The 17,921-nt window shown below is 37.6% G+C and carries 15 protein-coding genes; 2 read left to right on the top strand and 13 right to left on the bottom strand.

Annotated elements, in window-relative coordinates; all coding sequences use genetic code 11:
• Positions 1 to 73: 73 nt before the first annotated feature.
• Together ACWOEC_RS07415 and ACWOEC_RS07410 are read left to right on the top strand one after the other, a co-directional pair.
• Entirely contained in the window at positions 74 to 970 is an 897-nt protein-coding gene (locus tag ACWOEC_RS07415) for an ABC transporter ATP-binding protein (protein ID WP_297079193.1), read from the top strand.
• Positions 963 to 2,222 (top strand): ABC transporter permease, encoded by a 1,260-nt coding sequence (locus tag ACWOEC_RS07410; RefSeq protein WP_455307088.1) that lies wholly within the window; start codon positions 963 to 965, stop codon positions 2,220 to 2,222. Before ACWOEC_RS07415 ends, ACWOEC_RS07410 begins: the two co-directional genes overlap by 8 nt.
• 67 nt (positions 2,223 to 2,289) lie before the next feature.
• Here ACWOEC_RS07410 and celB read toward each other — a convergent pair whose 3' ends face one another.
• From celB to rpmA, 13 genes are all read right to left on the bottom strand, one after another.
• On the bottom strand, positions 2,290 to 3,558 hold the full coding sequence (celB, locus tag ACWOEC_RS07405) for a PTS cellobiose transporter subunit IIC (protein WP_455307086.1): 1,269 nt from the start codon (positions 3,556 to 3,558) through the stop codon (positions 2,290 to 2,292).
• Positions 3,559 to 3,603: 45 nt separating this feature from the next.
• Positions 3,604 to 5,001 carry a glycoside hydrolase family 1 protein gene (locus ACWOEC_RS07400; RefSeq protein ID WP_455307084.1) on the bottom strand — a complete coding sequence of 466 codons (1,398 nt, stop codon included), beginning with the start codon at positions 4,999 to 5,001 and terminating at the stop codon, positions 3,604 to 3,606.
• Between the two features lie 82 nt (positions 5,002 to 5,083).
• Entirely contained in the window at positions 5,084 to 5,530 is a 447-nt protein-coding gene (locus ACWOEC_RS07395) for a GNAT family N-acetyltransferase (protein ID WP_455307082.1), read from the bottom strand.
• Positions 5,531 to 5,588: 58 nt separating this feature from the next.
• Positions 5,589 to 6,419: a M15 family metallopeptidase gene (locus ACWOEC_RS07390; protein ID WP_455307080.1), complete on the bottom strand. Its 831-nt coding sequence runs from the start codon at positions 6,417 to 6,419 to the stop codon at positions 5,589 to 5,591.
• Complete coding sequence (locus ACWOEC_RS07385) at positions 6,379 to 8,265, bottom strand: glycoside hydrolase family 13 protein (RefSeq protein WP_455307078.1); 1,887 nt, start codon at positions 8,263 to 8,265, stop codon at positions 6,379 to 6,381. The genes ACWOEC_RS07390 and ACWOEC_RS07385 overlap by 41 nt, the downstream gene beginning before the upstream one ends.
• Positions 8,246 to 10,687, bottom strand: coding sequence for a glycogen/starch/alpha-glucan phosphorylase (locus ACWOEC_RS07380; RefSeq protein WP_455307077.1), 2,442 nt, complete (start codon positions 10,685 to 10,687; stop codon positions 8,246 to 8,248). Before ACWOEC_RS07380 ends, ACWOEC_RS07385 begins: the two co-directional genes overlap by 20 nt.
• 67 nt (positions 10,688 to 10,754) lie before the next feature.
• Positions 10,755 to 12,212 (bottom strand): glycogen synthase GlgA, encoded by a 1,458-nt coding sequence (glgA, locus tag ACWOEC_RS07375; RefSeq protein WP_455307076.1) that lies wholly within the window; start codon positions 12,210 to 12,212, stop codon positions 10,755 to 10,757.
• A gap of 5 nt (positions 12,213 to 12,217) precedes the next feature.
• Positions 12,218 to 13,363 carry a glucose-1-phosphate adenylyltransferase subunit GlgD gene (gene glgD / locus ACWOEC_RS07370; protein WP_455307074.1) on the bottom strand — a complete coding sequence of 382 codons (1,146 nt, stop codon included), beginning with the start codon at positions 13,361 to 13,363 and terminating at the stop codon, positions 12,218 to 12,220.
• A complete protein-coding gene (locus tag ACWOEC_RS07365; RefSeq protein ID WP_455307072.1) occupies positions 13,353 to 14,495 on the bottom strand; it encodes a glucose-1-phosphate adenylyltransferase in 1,143 nt (380 codons plus the stop codon). The genes glgD and ACWOEC_RS07365 overlap by 11 nt, the downstream gene beginning before the upstream one ends.
• A 29-nt stretch (positions 14,496 to 14,524) precedes the next feature.
• Complete coding sequence (gene glgB, locus ACWOEC_RS07360; RefSeq protein ID WP_455307070.1) at positions 14,525 to 16,411, bottom strand: 1,4-alpha-glucan branching protein GlgB; 1,887 nt, start codon at positions 16,409 to 16,411, stop codon at positions 14,525 to 14,527.
• 239 nt (positions 16,412 to 16,650) lie between these two features.
• Complete coding sequence (locus ACWOEC_RS07355) at positions 16,651 to 17,376, bottom strand: TVP38/TMEM64 family protein (protein WP_455307068.1); 726 nt, start codon at positions 17,374 to 17,376, stop codon at positions 16,651 to 16,653.
• Positions 17,339 to 17,515, bottom strand: a complete 177-nt coding sequence (locus ACWOEC_RS07350) for a hypothetical protein (protein ID WP_455307066.1) — start codon at positions 17,513 to 17,515, stop codon at positions 17,339 to 17,341. Before ACWOEC_RS07350 ends, ACWOEC_RS07355 begins: the two co-directional genes overlap by 38 nt.
• 102 nt (positions 17,516 to 17,617) lie before the next feature.
• On the bottom strand, positions 17,618 to 17,911 hold the full coding sequence (gene rpmA / locus ACWOEC_RS07345; protein WP_016184617.1) for a 50S ribosomal protein L27: 294 nt from the start codon (positions 17,909 to 17,911) through the stop codon (positions 17,618 to 17,620).
• Between the last annotated feature and the right edge of the window lie 10 nt (positions 17,912 to 17,921).

Genomic DNA, 17,921 nt, shown 5'->3' with positions numbered 1-17,921 from the left:
CTTGACAGCTGTTTTTGTATCCACTAGGCTTAAAGGGAATCTTGCAGTAAAAATACGATTAAAAGGAGTCGCTATGTTAGAAGTACATGAGTTAGTCAAAACGTTTGGAAGTTTAACAGCAGTCGATCATCTTTCGTTTCAAATCCAAGATGGACAAATCTTAGGCTTAATCGGTCAAAATGGTGCTGGAAAAACGACAACATTTCGCTTGATCCTTGATTTTTTAAATCAAGATAGTGGTAGTGTCAACTGGAATGGCCATGAATTAACTGGAAAAGATTATGATATCATTGGCTATCTTCCAGAAGAACGCGGGCTTTATCCGAAATTATCGATCCAGGATCAATTGCTGTATTTTGCAGCATTACGTGGAAAAAACAAAAAAGAAATCGAGCCTAAAATCGATGAATGGATGGATAAATTCCAAGTCAAAGGAAAAAAAACAGATAAAGTCAAATCTTTGTCTAAAGGAAACCAGCAAAAAGTCCAATTGATTGCTACATTAATCCACGAACCAAAACTGGTGATTTTAGACGAACCATTTAGCGGGCTAGATCCAGTCAATGCAGAATTATTAAAAAATGGGATTTTAGAATTAAAAGAAAAAGGATCTTGCGTGATTTTTTCAAGTCACAATATGGAAAATGTCGAGCAGATTTGTGATCACCTGATTATGTTGCGTAATGGGCAAGCAGTGTTAAACGGAACCGTTCGGGAAATTCGCGAATCTTTTGGACGCACAAAGCTCTTTTTGGAAGCACCCGTTACGAAAGAACAGTTAAGCCAAATTGCTGGCGTACAAGTCCACGAAAAAACAGGACAACAATTTGAACTGACTTTATCTAATCCAGAAATCGGCAAACAAGTATTTGAATTGGTTACAAAACATGGATATATCCCCATGTTCAACCAACAACCGCCAACATTAGAAGAAATCTTTAAACGAAAAGCTGGTGTGACGAATGAATAAATTTTGGATCATTGCCTCAGATGTTTATAAAAAAAATGTACGCTCATTATCTTTTATCATTATGCTACTGGCACCTTTCTTATTAATGGGAATCGTTTACCTTGTGGGCTCCTTGGCTACAAATTTTTCTAGTGAGACGACGATTGCTCTAGTGAGTAAAGAAGATGCTGTAACCGATGCACTAACTGCCTCTAAATTACAGGATGTCACGTTTAAAACCTATCCGTCTGAACAAGCTGCTAAACAAGCACTAAAAGCTGAAAAAATCGATGGATTTATGACTGTAGAAAATACTGACGAAACCCTAAATGCTACACTCTATGCCACTTCTTCGATCGGTGCAACAACTGAACTTGAGATCCAACAAACACTGTCTCAACTCCAAAGTATGCTAAGAGCCAATCAGTTGCAATTATCTTCAAAAGAAGTCACGGCCTTAGCGCAACCAGCATTATTTGAAAAAAACAAAGTTTCCTTTAACGATCAAGGAAAAATGGTTACCGGAGAAGATAATTCAGCGATTCAACTAGTGTTAGTCATCGGAATCACTGTGGTACTCTTTATTTTTATCACGAGTTATTCTTCAATTATCGCCCAAGAAATCGCCTCTGAAAAAGGTACACGGATCATGGAAGTCATCTTATCAAGTACCAAAGCTAAGACGCATTTTTACGGCAAATTAACTGGTGTGGTTCTAGTAGCGTTAACTCAAATCATAGTCTATGCTGTAGCTTTTATCGTTGGCTACTCACAATTGAAAAAATTGGAGTTCGTCCAATCGCTTTTAGATACGATCACGCTAGATAAATTGTTAGAACCTGCACTTTGGTTTACGTTGCTCTTTTTTGTCTTTGGGATTTTAGTTTATGATGTCTTGGCTGCACTTTGTGGGTCACTCGTTTCAAAACCTGAAGATACAGCTAAAGCAGTTCAGCCGATTATTTATATCGGCATGATCGGCTATATTATCGGCTTTACTTTCGGAACCAATGATCCTCAAAATATCGTAATCAAAGTGACCTCTTTTATTCCTTTAGTTTCATCTTACGTCATGCCAATTCGCTTGGCTACAGATACTGTAAGTTTGACACAAGCGAGCTCATCCTTTGGGCTATTGGTTTTATTTGGAATCGGGTTGACTTTAGTTTCAGCCAACTTATATAAATCAAATGTTTTAGTCTATAGCGAAAAAGGCATGTTCCAATCCTTGAAACAATCACTAACGATCTTAGCAAATGAAAAGAAAAAATAATTAAAAAGGGGTGAGACAGATTTTTGTCTCACCCTCTTTTTGATTAAATGCTGTTAAAGACGTTTATTTAAATCATACTTTCTTTTTCTTTGTCTAACACACGTAAGAACGGATACCAGATAAACCCAACGATCACCATATCAACTAATTGCAATAAGCCACCTAATACTGAATTTGTCGCTAACATCCCACTAAAGAAGATCGGTACTGTCCAAGGAACCGATACCCCTGTTGGTGCAGGTACGATCCCAGCTGCCATTACCAAATAGTTCATAGTCGTCACGATAATCGGCGCGATGACCCAAGGAATCAAAATCGTTGCATTCAAGACGATCGGTAATCCAAAGATCGCCGGCTCATTCACATTGAAAATCCCTGGTGCCAAACTCAAGCGACCAATATCTTTATATTGCTTTTTCTTCATGACAAAAGCCATAATCAGTACTACTGCTAACGTCATCCCTGAACCACCTAAACCTACTGTAAAGGTTTCCATAAATGGTTTCGTAATAATATGCGGTAACGTTTCACCTGCTTTATATGCTTCAAGATTATCGAGCATTAGCGTATTCCAAATCGGATCCATAACAGAATTGACGATAATTTGACCATGTAACCCAAAGAACCATAAAAATTGAACAAAGAATAATGCAAGTAAAGTTGCTGGTAAACTACTCCCTAAACCAACCAATGGTTTTTGAATGATTTCATAAACCACATCGTGTAAATTGGCATTTAAGATACCGGTTACAAATGCATTGATCAGTAAAAAGATGGTCAATGTTAACACCGCAGGAATCAACGCTGCAAACGATTTTGATACTGCTGGTGGTACACCATCTGGCATTTTGATCTGCCATCCTCTTTTCGTGATCCGACAATAGATTTCTGCCGCTAAAAAAGCAGCAATCATGCCGATAAACATCCCTTTGGCACCCAAACGATCTAACGATAATACTCCAGTAACTTCAACGCCATCTGCAGTCGTCATCATAAAAGGTGTAAGCAATAAAAAGCTTGCAAATGAAACGGCTCCACCAAAAATTCCTTCCACATCATATGATTTTGATAAATAATAGCCAATACCAAATGTCACAAATACCGACATGATACTCATCGTCGCATTTTGACCATTTCCAAATAAATTGCTTAACGTGCCCTTAGTCGCATCATTGAAAAATGGCAAGTTATTTAACACCACGACAATCGATCCAAACATCGTCAACGGAAACGACAGCATAAATGCATCACGTAATACAGATAAATAGCGATTTTGACCTAACTTATTGGCAAAAGGTAAGATTTTTTCAGACAACCGATCCATAAAATTATTCACTTTATTCACATTCCTTATCGTTTAAAATTTTTGGTATAGCCAAACCTATGGCAACAAGCGATTGTGTTTTGCGACAGTCTTAAACCAATGTCCCGATGCTTTGATCGTTTTCACTTGGGTGTGGATATTATTTGAGATCAAACCGTAACGATTTTTATAAGCATTACTCCAAGACCAACAATCGATCGGCGTCCATAAATGATATCCAAAACAATTGGCCCCTTCACTGATCGCTTGATGTAAATAATTCAAGTGATCTTTGATAAAGGCAATTCGATACTCATCTTCAATGATTCCCTGTTCATTTTGATAACGTTCTTCATCTGAGATCCCCATACCATTTTCTGAAATAAACCAAGGAATATTCCCATATTTATCACGAATTGAACAAGCGATATCGTAAATCGCTGCTGGATAAATCTCCCAACCACGATCAAGATTCATGGTTCTTCCAGGTAATTCGTACTCATCGTAATATCGATCAGGCAACCATTCGCCTACGCTATTTGGTGAAATATCCGGTGCTTTTACACGATGTGGATGATAGTAATTTACACCTAATATATCAATTGGATTGTCTTTAATGATCGCCAATTCTTCTTCTGTACTTTCCCATATCACTTGGTTTTCTTCAAGTAATACTACAAGTTCTTGAGGAAACGTTCCTTTGATGGCTGGATCTAAAAACAAACGATTCGTGAATAATTCAGCTAAATGAGCCGCCTGTTGATCTGCAGGCGCATCTGAGGCTGGATAAGTCGGTGTTAGATTTAAAATGATCCCGATTTTCCCACCTGAATGAGCAACCTCCATTTCCTTAAAACGTTTGATTACTTTAGCTGAAGCTAAGTTTAAATTATACGCGACTTGCATCGCTTTTTTACCATCAACCAATTTGGGATAGTGGAATTGATGCAAGTATCCTCCTTCCACAACAACGATTGGTTCATTATGCGTAAACCATTCTTTGACGCGATCACCAAATAGTTCGAAGCATTTTGTCGCAAAGACAACAAACAACTCCACTACTTTTTTTGACTCCCATCCTCCATATTTATGATACAGTTCTACCGGGATATCAAAATGGTGTAGATTCATAACCGGACGAATATTTTTCGCAATCATCGAATCGATCACTTCATTGTAAAAACGTACCGCATCTGGATTAACACTTCCTGTTTCAAAATCGTCGATCAACCGTGACCACTGAATCGAAGTCCGTAAACTATTAAACGATAGTTCCTCCATCATTTTTAAATCGCTTTCAAAACTATTGTAAAAATTAGAAGCTACATCTGGCCCAATCTGATCGTGAAAATCTTCTGGATGTTGCTCAAACCAATAATCAAAAACGTTTGCATATTGTTTGTTGAATCGGCCCTCACTTTGCGGACCAGACGTTGCTGCTCCCCACCAAAAATCTTCTGGAAACAATTTTTCCATTACTCATCCCTACCTTCGCTTGAATTCCCCCTTATTATATATTCATTATTTTTAAATGTCTATACTTTTATTTAAAAAGTTTTTATATTTCTAATTTTAAGATGATTTGATCGTATAAGCGCAACCCGTTTTCCATAATTGGTTCTGCGTAATGAGTCGTAAAATAATCGGGTACGATTTCTACCATTCGAAAATGATATTTTTGATATAGATACAACTGTTTGAAACTTGTACTACCGGTTTTGATCACGATTGTATGCTGATGTTTTGTTTTTGCTAGATCAATCAAATGCGTTAATAGTCGACTAGCGATATGACGGTTTTCTGCATACTCAACTACAGCTAGATGTGTGATTTCAATTTCTTTAAGGTCTTCTACATATACTAATGCCCCTAATAGTTGATCATCTTCTATAAAGCCAAGCACTTCACCTTTTTCTAATGCTTTCTTTATCGCGAATTCACTAGGGTCAGCGAGTAATAATAACGGCAACAGTTCACTTATTGTTTTGGTTAGTGTAACAATCATTTTATCCTCCTAAAAACCCCAAAAACGATGTGATCTCACATTGCTTTTGGGGTCTAATTTATTCGATTTTTTGTTGTTTATCTTTAGCTGCTTGAACATTTTGTAAAAATTCTTCTAGTATCAATTGATGCGTTGTAATGTATTGCGCGTATTCTTTTCCGACATAGCGTAAATGCCACGGCTCATAGTCGATTTTAGTGATCGCTTCTTTTCCTTCAGGATAGCGAATAATAAACCCATACTCCGGTGCCTGTTTTGCTAACCACTTCCCACCTTCTGTATAGCCAAAATCAGAGTGCAAGACTTCTGAAGGATAGGAAGTGTACCAACTTTCATCCACGACATCTAATGCAAGTCCAGTGTGGTGTTCGCTATGTCCTGGTTCCGTCATCGTTTTTTTAGCATCTGCTAAGGCTTCCTCTTCTGTCATCCCATTAGCAACACGCTGTTGAACACCAGCATTTAACACTTGTTGTTGGTAGTCAACCGAACGATAAGCAGAAATAATAACCAATGGAAATTGCGCATCCTGACAGGCTTGAGCAAGTGCTTTATAATCTGGCAGAATTCGTTTATCTATTAAATAATTCCCTACTGCAGCTAGATCCGTTGCTTCATTGACTTCTGCTTTGATCAAATGATCTGGTCCTACAAGTGGTAGACGCCAATCATCTAAAGATACATTGGCTAAAAATACTTCATCATCAGTCAATGCTTTTGTTTTAGGTTTTGCTGTTGTTTTTTTCTCAGCTTTCACTACGGTAGCTTGTTTGTCTTTATGTTCGATAATGCCACCCACTGCAAGACCTAAGATCCCTACGCTTAAGAGCGTTAATCCAACCGTTTTTTTAGTCCATAGTGTACGTGTTTGTTTCTTGATTTTTCCCATGGTATACCTCGATTTTCCTATCTATTTCACTAAAGGTCGCAAACAAAAATGAGTTTTTTTCAAGTTTTGTTAACGTTTGCGTTAGCGCTTGATACAATTCTATTTGCATCGGCTGATCTCTTAACCAATGAACGTCAGCAAATGGGTGATCAATCTGTCGATCTGTAAGATTCATCATAAAAATTGTATACTTATTCTCGTAATGACGCAAGCATCCAAAAATCGTATCAGAATAAAAAAGATACGTATCCCCTTTTTGTAACGGTTCATGCGTTGTACGATAGTGAATCAACTGCTTCATTTGATAGTATAGGTGATGATCGAATGTTTCCCAAGGATAATATGAACGATTATCTGGATCAGCTTGCCCTAAAACGCCCACTTCATCACCATAATAAATACACGGTGTCCCAGGCAAAGCGAACATGACTGCAAAAGCTAGATAGACGTTGTTTAGTGATCCATCTAGTTCGGTTCGCAAGCGTTTGGTATCGTGTGTCCCTAAATTATTTAAAGATTGATGTAAAAAAGGTTGTGGATAGTTTTCTAGAATCGTTTGCAGTTGTTTGCTGATCACGGCTACTTCTTTCGTATTGATCAGCTTTAAAATTGCTTCACGAAAAGGATAATTCATTACCCCGTTTAGATTTTCACCTTGTACATATCTACGACGTTGGTCATACGCAATTTTATTTGAGGCATCTTCCCAAACTTCACCGATCAAGATACGATCATCATATTCATCTAGTACTTGGCGAATCCCTTCAATAAATTCATCTGGTAATTCATCGGCAACGTCTAAACGCCATCCATCTACACCCAGATCTGTCCAATAACGGATCACGCTATCTTTACTTCGGTAAATAAAATCACGAAAGCTTTCTTGTGTTTTATCGATTTGTGGCAAGTCATGAATCCCCCACCACGACTGATATTCTGTCGGATAGTCGGTAAATTGGAACCAAGGATAATATTTACTTTGTCGACTACGACTTGCACCTGTAGTTTCACCATAACGACCATCTTGATTGAAATAACGACTATTGCGCCCCACATGACTAAAGACACCATCTAAGATCAGCCGAATGCCCGCTTGATGCAAATGATCCAACAACGAAAGAAAATCTTCTTTACTTCCTAATAACGGATCGATTTCAAAATAATCACTTGTATCGTAGCGATGGTTACTATTGGCCTCAAATATAGGATTTAGATACACGATCTTCACACCTAGGTCCACCAAATAAGGGATTTTTTCTTCGATCCCTTTTAACGTTCCACCATAGAAATCCCAGCGCGTTACTTCACCTTTTTCATTCTTGATATACATCGGCCGATCACTGTGACTACCATAAAGAAAAATATTCTCACGTTCTGTCAACAATTGATATGGTGGTAAGTGACTAGAAAAGCGATCTGGAAAAATCTGATAAGCGACACTCGTTTCAAACCACGAACAAATTGCTTCGTGCTTAAAGCAAGTCAATTGAAATTCGTTGATCTGATGGGCTTGTTCAACTAATTTTCCTTCACCGTTTTGTTGATCGCCCTTGATATAATAGCCAATCTTTCGATATCCTTCTTGTTGGTAGGTGATTTGAAAATGATAGAAATACAATCCTCGTTCTAGATGAAAGTGAGTTTTATATAGCTGTTGTTTAGCATCCCACTCCATCGTAATCGTTTGATCCGATGCTTGATCTTGGTGATAGACAAATGCAACATGTTCGATTTGTCCATTGGGTACACTCGCTTCTAAACAAATCTGCACCGTATCAGATTCACTGACTGCTCCAAAAGGATATTTGTATTTCGTTGACCATGGATTAAATGTTATAGGAAGCATGTTCCTCATCCTTTACCGTGTGTCCAATTTTAATTTGTTGAATACGCCAAATATCTTCAGCATATTTTTTTACAGTATCATCAGCTGAGAAACGACCTGCGTTAGCGATATTGACTAAGCTCATTTTCAACCATTTTTCTTGTTTAGCGTATAAATGTTCAATTTTTTCTTGCGCAGTGACATATGCTTCAAAATCACGCAATACGAAAAATTCATCATTGTATTTTAGTAAAGAATCATAAATTTCGATTCCTTCTTGTTCGATATTTGGAATCATGCCATTAATTAAGGCATCGATTACTTTACGTAAGGTCAAAGAAGACTCATAATACTCAAACGCATGGTAGTTAGCTTGCTCATAGTATTCGTATACTTCTGATTCAGTCAAGCCAAAGATAACGATATTTTTATCGCCTACTGCATCACGAATTTCAATATTCGCACCGTCTAATGTGGCTAACGTAATCGCACCATTTAACATCAACTTCATGTTACTTGTTCCAGAAGCTTCTTTTGAGGCCAAAGAAATTTGCTCACTCACATCTGCAGCTGGAATAATTTTTTCAGCTAAACTTACACTGTAGTTTTCTAAAAAGACAATTTTTAGTTGATCATGGATACTTTCATCATGATTGATCAAATTCGCCAATTCATTGATGACTTTAATGATCGATTTTGCATAATGGTAACTTGGCGCGGCTTTGGCACCGAAAATAAAGACTCTTGGTTGAATTTTCTTTTTCGGATTTTCTTTTAGATCTAGGTAAAGTTTGATAATATGTAAAAGATTCAATAATTGACGCTTATAGGCATGCAATCGTTTGATTTGAACATCAAATATTGCATGATCATTCACAATAACACCCGTTTCTTTTTCGATGAATTGCGCCAAATGTGTCTTGTTCACTTGTTTAGCTTCAGCTAATTTTTTCAAGACTTTTTTATCATCTTTATAATTCATCAAGAGATACAGATCTGATGCTTCAAAACGCCAAGATTTTCCAATCGTTTCGTCTAACACGTTTGATAATGTCGGATTTGCCAATTGGATCCATCGTCTTTGTGCGATTCCATTTGTTTTATTGTTAAAGCGCGAAGGATACAAGCGATAAAAATCATGAAGTACAACATTTTTTAAGAGATCAGAATGAAGTTTGGCTACCCCATTTGTACTATGACTTCCAATAATCGCTAAGTGAGCCATGTGCACCAGACCATTTGAGATAATACGAGTACGTTCAATTACGTCAAAGTCGACAGTCCCTGTCATCTGTTCCACAAATCGACGATCGATTTCTTCGATAATTTGATAAATACGTGGTTGTACACTACGCAACATCTCGACCGACCATTTTTCTAACGCTTCTGCTAAAATCGTATGGTTCGTATAGCTCATGACTTTGATCGTAAGATTCCATGCACGCTCCCAACTCATTTGCTCTTCATCGACTAAAATCCGCATAAACTCTGGAACACACATCGCAGGATGAGTGTCATTGATATGGATTGCAATATATTCATCGATGTTATTCAAATTGTAGCCATTTGCTTTAAAGTGACGCACAATACTTTGAGTTCCTGCTGAAACAAAGAAGTACTCTTGCATCAAACGCAAGCGACGACCCGCTTCATTTGAATCATCTGGATACAGTACAGACGTCAAATCTTCAATCTCACGGCGTTGTTGGATGCTACGATAGTTGGCTTCCTCTTCTAGCGGAATCTCTACATCCCATAAACGTAACGTATTGACAGTTCCATTTTGATACCCAACCATCCCAGTATCATATGGTACCGCACGAACGATTGTTGGCTGTTCATGGACCGGAACTAAACTACCATCTTCCATTTCTTTTAAATAGGCATGACCATTGAATTGAACCATCACTGATTTACTATCACGACGCACTTCCCATGTATTCCCACGTGATAACCATTCATTTGGTAATTCGACTTGATAGCCATCAATAAATTTTTGTTTGAATAATCCATATTTATAGCGGATACCATTTCCGTTGCCTGGTAGTCCTTCAGAAGCGATCGAATCCATAAAACACGATGCTAAACGACCCAATCCACCGTTTCCTAATGCCATATCAGGTTCGATTTCTAAAATATCTTCTAAAGCAATTCCCATATCTGCCAAACTAGTTTCTACAGTATCTAGCCAGCCCATATTCAATAAATTACTCTTCATCATTCGTCCAGGTAAAAACTCAATAGAAAAGTAATACATTTGTTTATTGTGTTGTGCATTATACGTTCTTCGAGTAGTCCTCCAGTCTTTAGCATAACTGGCACGGATCAACGTCGCTAACGTCGTATATAAATCATATGGCGATGCTTCTTCAACCGATAATGCGTACTTTTCTGTCAACATGTCTAAAAATTTTTCTTTAAATAGCTCTTTACTGATTGTCATCGAATCATCCTCTACTTTTAGATTAAAGGAAGCTGGTATACGTTCATTCGCACCCCAGCTTTCCCCCTTATTTTTTAGACTGTACTTGTATCCCTACCATTTCGTGATACAGGTGGATATAATGTTCACTTGCTGTTTCCCAACTAAAATCGACATCCATCGCACGAATCACGACTTCCCGCCAAACATCGGGTACTTCTTTATAAATATGAAGCGCCAAATCAACGGCTTGCTTTAGTGCATAGGCTTGAAAATCTACGAAACCAAATCCTGTTCCTTCATGCGTAACAGGGTTAAATGGCCAAACCGTATCACTTAATCCCCCAATTTGGTGAACGATCGGCAATGTACCATAGCGCATCGACATCATTTGTGACAAGCCACATGGTTCAAAGGCTGAAGGCATTAAAAACATATCTGCCCCAGCATAGATTTTTTGGGCCAAATCAACATCAAAGGTAATGCATGCCCGCACTTTTTCAGGAAAGCGAGATTCAAAATAACGAAATCCATCTTCAAATCCTGTTTCTCCTGTACCCAATACAACAATTTGAACCGTTTGTTGTGTTAACAGTTCTTCCATTTTCTCCATGACTAAATGGAACCCCTTTTGATGTGTCAATCGACTAACCATCCCGATCATTGGCACGTCTTTTTCGATCGGTAAACCAAGTAATTTTTGCAATTGTAATTTGTTTTCTGTTTTTTTATTCAATGTTGTTTGATCAAACGGTTCAAAAATATGACGATCATGCATTGGATCATAAATACTATAATCAATCCCATTTAATATTCCAACTAATTTTTGATTTTCTTGACGTAAGATAGCATCTAGCCCGCAACCAAACTCACCTGTTTGAATTTCTTTGGCATAATTAGGTGATACGGTATTCACACGATCTGCATATACGATACCTGATTTTAACCAATTGACCATCCCGTTTTGCGCGATCATGCCATCTTCAAAATGTTCTGCACCGGTTTGAAACCAATCGCCTAAAGTATATGGTTCAAAATAGCCCTGAAATTCGATATTATGAATCGTCAATACCGTTCGAATCTGTTGAAAAGCATTAATCCAACGGTATTTTTCTTTTAATAAAAACGGAACAAATGCAGTATGGTAATCGTTTGTATGCACGATGTCTGGAATAAAATCTAATTTTTCCATCGCTTCAATCAATGCTTGTTGAAAGAAGGCAAAACGTTCGCCATCGTCGTCATAACCATAAATCGCTGGTCGATTAAAGTAGTATTGATTATCTATAAAATAATACTGAACTTCATTTAGTGTCAATGTTTTGATCCCACAATACTGATTGCGCCAGCCCACATCGATCATAAAGTCTAACACGTCGGTGGTAGCTTCTTGATACTCTTTGGGAATCAAGGACATGTAGGGTAAGATCACCCGAATATCATGTCCCTTTTCCTTTAGTTTTTTTGGCAACGCTCCAGCTACATCGCCTAAACCGCCACTTTTAAAAAAAGGTGCACATTCCGCTGCTGCAAATAAAATTTTCATACCAGTTACTCTCCGATCTGATCAGTCGTTACATGACTACCTTTTTTAATAACTAATGGTTGCTCTTTAGTCCCAATAATACGCACACCAGCTTCCACCGTCACGTTTTTGTCTAAAATCGCATATTGGATCGTTGCACCTTGACCGATTTTTCCACTTGCCATCACAATCGAATGCTCCACTGTCGCTTCTTCTTCGATCGCTGTTCGTCTAGAAATCAAACTATGATGGACAGTTCCTCGAATGATACTTCCTGTTGCAAATTGGCTTGCATGTACATTCGATTCCGGTGAGAAATAGGTTGGAACTTCATTTTTAGCTTTTGTTAAAATATGTTGACTTGAATAGAGTAGCGAATTGAATTTTTTAGGATCCAACATATCCATATTAGCTTCATAGTAACTTTTCACGTCAAAAATATTGCTTAAATAGCCGGTATATTCATATGTTGTAACTTCATTTCCTTTAAGATTTTTCCAAATCAACTCTTCTAAACAAGCATATTCCCCTTCACTTTGAGCTACTTCTAAAATATTGATCAACCAGTCGGTATTTACCACGAAAATATTCATCGCTAAATTGTAAAACGGTTGATCCTCATTTAATTCTTCAAAAACTGTCGCTTCAAGTGTAGGTTGGTTTTCACGAAAAGATAAAATATGGTCTTTAGGATAGATTTTATCAGATTCCACTCGTTTGAATAACACCGTACATTCGCGTTGTTGTTCTTCGTGTACACTGATCACTGAGCGATAGTCAACATTACACAAGATTTTGTTTCCTGTATATACCGTAAACTTCGATTTTGCTTTTCGTAAAAAATCGATCATCGGTTCATGGAAAGGTTCACCCGCTGCTTGTGCACGTTGAATCGTTTCTTTAAAAGAAACGAAGTAGTGACTTAGGATATTATTTAAGTGCCAATGATTGCCCCCACCTAAATGATCAAAGATTGATTGCGTATTGCGTTCGCTAGCAGTCATATAGATCGAGCGCACGTTTGCATTCACTAGATTGGATAACCCAAAATCAATCATCCGATATTTGCAATCGAAATACAGCGTTGCTAACGGACGTTTTGCCGTCAATTCACCTAATCCTGTACCTTCAAACTCATTTTCCATAATCGCAGATACTTTATTAGCTCTCATCTACTAACACTCCAATCACCTCAGAATAGCCGACTACCGCAATTTCATCGGTTCCATCGATTTCAGCATTATCTCCAACGATCGCATTTTCCCCAACGATCGCTCGTTTGATCGTTACATTTTTTCCAATCGTGGCTCCTGCCATAATGACACTATCTTTGATCACGGCGCCTTCTTTAATTTTCACATCATTTGATAACAAACTGTTTTGAACGTTTCCAGCGACATAACATCCATCCACCACCAAAGAGCCTTTAACACTCGCTTGTTCTGTAATAAAATGCGGTGGAGATACTGGGTTTTTAGAATAGATTCGCCATGCACTATCACTCATCTTCAATTCATTATCTGGATTGATAAATTCCATACTTGCTTGCCATAGTGAATCGATCGTACCTACATCTTTCCAGTAATCATCAAAGCGATAGGCAAAAACATTTTCGCCACTTTCGATATAAGACGGAATCACATGTTGTCCAAAGTCTAACATTTGATCATCTTTATTGTAGCTATTCAACAACACTTGACGTAAACGAGACCAATTAAAGATATAAATCCCCATTGATGCCAAATTGCTTTTTGGTTCCGCTGGTTTTTCATCGAATTCAACGATACGATCATGATCATCGGTATTCATGATCCCAAAACGTGATGCTTCTTCCATCGGTACTTCAATAACTGCAACCGTTAGTGAGGCATGGTTGCGTTTATGGGTTTCAAGCATTTTATCGTAATCCATTTTATAGATATGATCTCCTGATAAAATCAAGACATACTCTGGATCGATTCGATCGATATAATCAATATTTTGATAGATCGCATGCGCCGTTCCTTCGAACCATTTGCTTCCTTCATTACTTGAATAAGGTTGTAAAATCGTTACACCTGAACCAATGCCATCTAAGCCCCAACTTGCTCCGTTTCCGATATGTTCATTTAAAGCTAAAGGTTGATATTGTGTGACAACTCCTACGGTACTGATTCCTGAATTCACACAGTTACTTAACGTAAAATCAATGATACGATAGCGTCCGCCAAAAGGGACAGCTGGTTTGGCAATCGTTTGGGTCAGTTTCCCTAAACGACTTCCTTTTCCTCCAGCAAGGATCATTGCTAACATTTCTGTTTTCATACTCTCGATGGTTCCCCATCTTCCCTCCCTTATTTCTTCCTTGTAATCGTAATGGTTGCTGGTTTTAAAATTAAAGCACCTAATGCTGGAACAATTAATTCAATAATGTGTTCGTCTTGTTCACTAGTTGTGACCATTGGTTCTTGTCCTTTCGTCCAAGTCCCACCATATTCCGCTAACTCCGTATTCAATAACTCTTCATAAGTTCCTTTATAAGGAACTTTGATGCGAAAATTACGTTGTTCTTCAGGTGTAAAATTAAGGAGGACAATCAAGAAATCTTTTTTACGTTTTCCTTTACGGATAAAACTTAGCACGACTTCTTTAGTATTGTCCGCATCAATAAATTCGACACTCGCTTGAGGGTCTTGTTCTAACTCCCATAGAGCTGTTTCTTCTTTATATAACGCATTCATTTTAATTGTAAATGCTTGCATTTTTTTGTTCATATCATTGGCTAGATCTTTCCATTCTAGCCCTTCATTGTATTTCCATTCTAAAAATTGGCCCCATTCATTTCCCATGAAAGACAGTTTCTTACCTGGGTGTGTGAGTAAATACGTATATAAGTTACGTAGTTGAGAGAATTGCTTGTATCGATCGCCCCACATCTTATGTAACAAGCTTTTTTTACCATGAACCACTTCATCATGTGAAAGCGGCAAGATATAGTGCTCATTTACCATATACATGAATGAAAAAGTCAGTTTATCTAGATGATACTTTCGATAAATCGGGTCCATTTCGTAAAAAGCAAGTGTATCGTTCATCCAACCAAGATCCCATTTATAATCAAACCCTAATGCATGATCTTCGACACGACCTGTAATCTTAGTTTCAGAAGAGCTTTCTTCAGCAATCATCACGACTTCTGGATGTGCAAGCTTGATCACAGCATTCATTTTTTGTAAGAAATAAATCCCATCAAGATTACGGTTGGTTCCTTCATGATTTGGCTCCCAAGCTTTATCATCATAATCAAGGTAGATCATACTTGACACAGCATCGACACGTAAGCCATCAATATGGAAAAACTCAATCCAAAACAAGGCATTAGAAATCAAGAAACTTTGGACTTGTGGTTTTCCAAGGTCAAAATTCAAAGCTCCCCAACGAACATTGCGCGCACGAAACTCATTTTGATATTCAAATGTCGGGGTGCCATCATAATAGGCTAATGCATCATCGTTCACACAAAAATGACCTGGTACCCAATCTAGTAATACACCAATATTTTCTTGATGACAACGATCAACGAATTCTTGAAATTCTTCTGGCGTACCATAATTTTCTGCGAGCGCAAAATAACCAGTTAATTGGTATCCCCACGATTGGTCAAGTGGATGTTCCATAACTGGCATCAATTCGATGTGTGTGTAGCCCATCTCTTTGATGTATGGAACTAATTCATCTGCTAAATCTTTAAATGTAAAAGGTGTACCATCCCAATGATACCGCCACGAACCTGCGTGCAATTCGTAAATATTCATTGGACGTTTTAGAGTTTGACTTCTCTTATTTCGACCACGATACAATCCATCACGCCACTTATGTGCTGATATTGTATACAATACCGCTGCATTATTTGGACGTGGTTCAAAGCGAATAGCAAAAGGATCGATTTTATAAACATGTCGCCCATTTTCTTGTTCAAGTTTAAATTTATATAAATCACCTTCTTGAGGCAAGAGCGTGTGCGTTTCCCAAATTCCTGTACGAGCATCTTTTTCCATTGGAATCGTATCGTTCCAATCATTAAATGTCCCAACTAACCAAACTTGTTTGGCATTTGGTGCAAACACACGAAAGATATACCCTTCATCTGCTTGATGTGCACCGAGTAAATGATGTGCATAAAAATTTTCACCAGTTGTAAATAAATGTTTCGCTTGTTCTACTTGTTTTAGATCCTTCAATGCTATCCGTCCCCCCCTCATAAAAAAACAAAAACTTGTTTACAAAATTATGATAACATATCCCTTCGAACTGTTACACAATTATTTCTTAAAAATCTAAATCGTTTTAATCATTCTCAAACAAAATATCAATAAGATAACTAAAACAACAAGCGTTCTTGATTTGTAAATTCTCATTTTATTATCATTTAAACTGTCATAAAATTAAAAAGAAACCGTTATATTAAATAAAAAACGAGTTATTTTACTCGTTTTTTATGGTCTTTTTTAAGGAACAGGATTAATCCTGAAAATAAAATAAAAATTACCAAAAAAATGATCCCTAATTTTATATTCCCTTTAAATAACGCATCCCCACCACAAGCATATAAAATCGATGCGGGCAATGCACCAAAAAAAACAATACTCCCTTGTTCTTTTTTCGTCATCCGCAGCTGTTGGATCGTATAGCTAACTAAAATCGAAGGAATAAAAGGAATCATATAACTGATCGTCAGCCCTGTTTTTGGATGTTTCAACGAGCTTAAATGTTTAATCCAATGATTTTGTGTTTGATTTTTATGGATCAAAGGAATTTTATTTAATAAAGTGATCGCCAAAAAATTTCCTGAAGCATTGCCAACAATATTCAGCACGCCTCCAAAAAACGGACCATAACATAAGCCGATCAATATGCCTAGCATCGATGTAGGAACACCAGGTACCATACAACAAATGATCGTTAAACTAACCAACACGACCGCTGCATCGATCCCGTGCGAACGGACTAAATTTAGTAGCTCAGCTTTGCTTACTTTCGGATCAAACAATGCATGTAGATCGGGTTGGTAAAGATAAACGAGTATACTGCTTAATCCTAAAATCAACACGACTCCTAATAAAATCCATCGTTTACGAACTTGATGTTTGACCATCTCGTTTGGTTGATTAGACATCTGAATCGACTTCAAAAATAATGACTTCATCTTTTTCATTCGGATGTGTAATTTTTAGTCGTTGTGGCAGGCGGATATCTTCTGTATATTGCCCTTCACGGACTAATTCTTTCGGATCGACATTGGCATTTTCTTCGTCACCACGGTTAAATAAAATATTTTCTTCCATGACCACCAACTCCTTTTTCTTTTATTTTAAAGGAAATGACTAAAAAACAAAAGAAACTTCTTCAAATAAAAAAGCTCGACTCTATAGAGTCGAGCTTTTTTATTATGCTTCTTGCGCTACTGGGTAGACAGAAACTTGTTTTTTGTCGCGGCCTTTACGTTCGAAACGTACCACACCGTCAACTTTAGCAAATAACGTATCATCGCCACCGATACCTACGTTAACGCCTGGATAGATTTTTGTTCCGCGTTGGCGGTACAAGATTGATCCACCACTAACTGTTTGACCATCAGCACGTTTAGCACCTAAACGTTTTGATTGAGAGTCACGTCCGTTGGAAGTAGAACCTCCACCTTTTTTGTGGGCGAATAATTGCAAATTCATATTCAATAACATGGAATGCACC

It is taken from the genome of Enterococcus bulliens, assembly GCF_053761865.1.
Note: the sequence above shows the minus strand (reverse complement) of the source record. Positions and strands in the feature narration are given on the sequence as shown.

Excerpts from the sequence above, each read along its gene's own strand:
- ACWOEC_RS07415 (WP_297079193.1), top strand. The coding sequence starts at position 74 with ATGTTAGAAGTACATGAGTTAGTCAAAACGTTTGGAAGTTTAACAGCA.
- ACWOEC_RS07410 (WP_455307088.1), top strand. The coding sequence starts at position 963 with ATGAATAAATTTTGGATCATTGCCTCAGATGTTTATAAAAAAAATGTA.
- ACWOEC_RS07400 (WP_455307084.1), bottom strand. The coding sequence starts at position 5,001 with ATGGAAAAATTGTTTCCAGAAGATTTTTGGTGGGGAGCAGCAACGTCT.
- ACWOEC_RS07395 (WP_455307082.1), bottom strand. The coding sequence starts at position 5,530 with ATGATTGTTACACTAACCAAAACAATAAGTGAACTGTTGCCGTTATTA.
- ACWOEC_RS07390 (WP_455307080.1), bottom strand. The coding sequence starts at position 6,419 with ATGGGAAAAATCAAGAAACAAACACGTACACTATGGACTAAAAAAACG.
- ACWOEC_RS07385 (WP_455307078.1), bottom strand. The coding sequence starts at position 8,265 with ATGCTTCCTATAACATTTAATCCATGGTCAACGAAATACAAATATCCT.
- ACWOEC_RS07380 (WP_455307077.1), bottom strand. The coding sequence starts at position 10,687 with ATGACAATCAGTAAAGAGCTATTTAAAGAAAAATTTTTAGACATGTTG.
- glgA (WP_455307076.1), bottom strand. The coding sequence starts at position 12,212 with ATGAAAATTTTATTTGCAGCAGCGGAATGTGCACCTTTTTTTAAAAGT.
- glgD (WP_455307074.1), bottom strand. The coding sequence starts at position 13,363 with ATGAGAGCTAATAAAGTATCTGCGATTATGGAAAATGAGTTTGAAGGT.
- ACWOEC_RS07365 (WP_455307072.1), bottom strand. The coding sequence starts at position 14,495 with ATGAAAACAGAAATGTTAGCAATGATCCTTGCTGGAGGAAAAGGAAGT.
- ACWOEC_RS07355 (WP_455307068.1), bottom strand. The coding sequence starts at position 17,376 with ATGAAGTCATTATTTTTGAAGTCGATTCAGATGTCTAATCAACCAAAC.
- ACWOEC_RS07350 (WP_455307066.1), bottom strand. The coding sequence starts at position 17,515 with ATGGAAGAAAATATTTTATTTAACCGTGGTGACGAAGAAAATGCCAAT.
- rpmA (WP_016184617.1), bottom strand. The coding sequence starts at position 17,911 with ATGTTATTGAATATGAATTTGCAATTATTCGCCCACAAAAAAGGTGGA.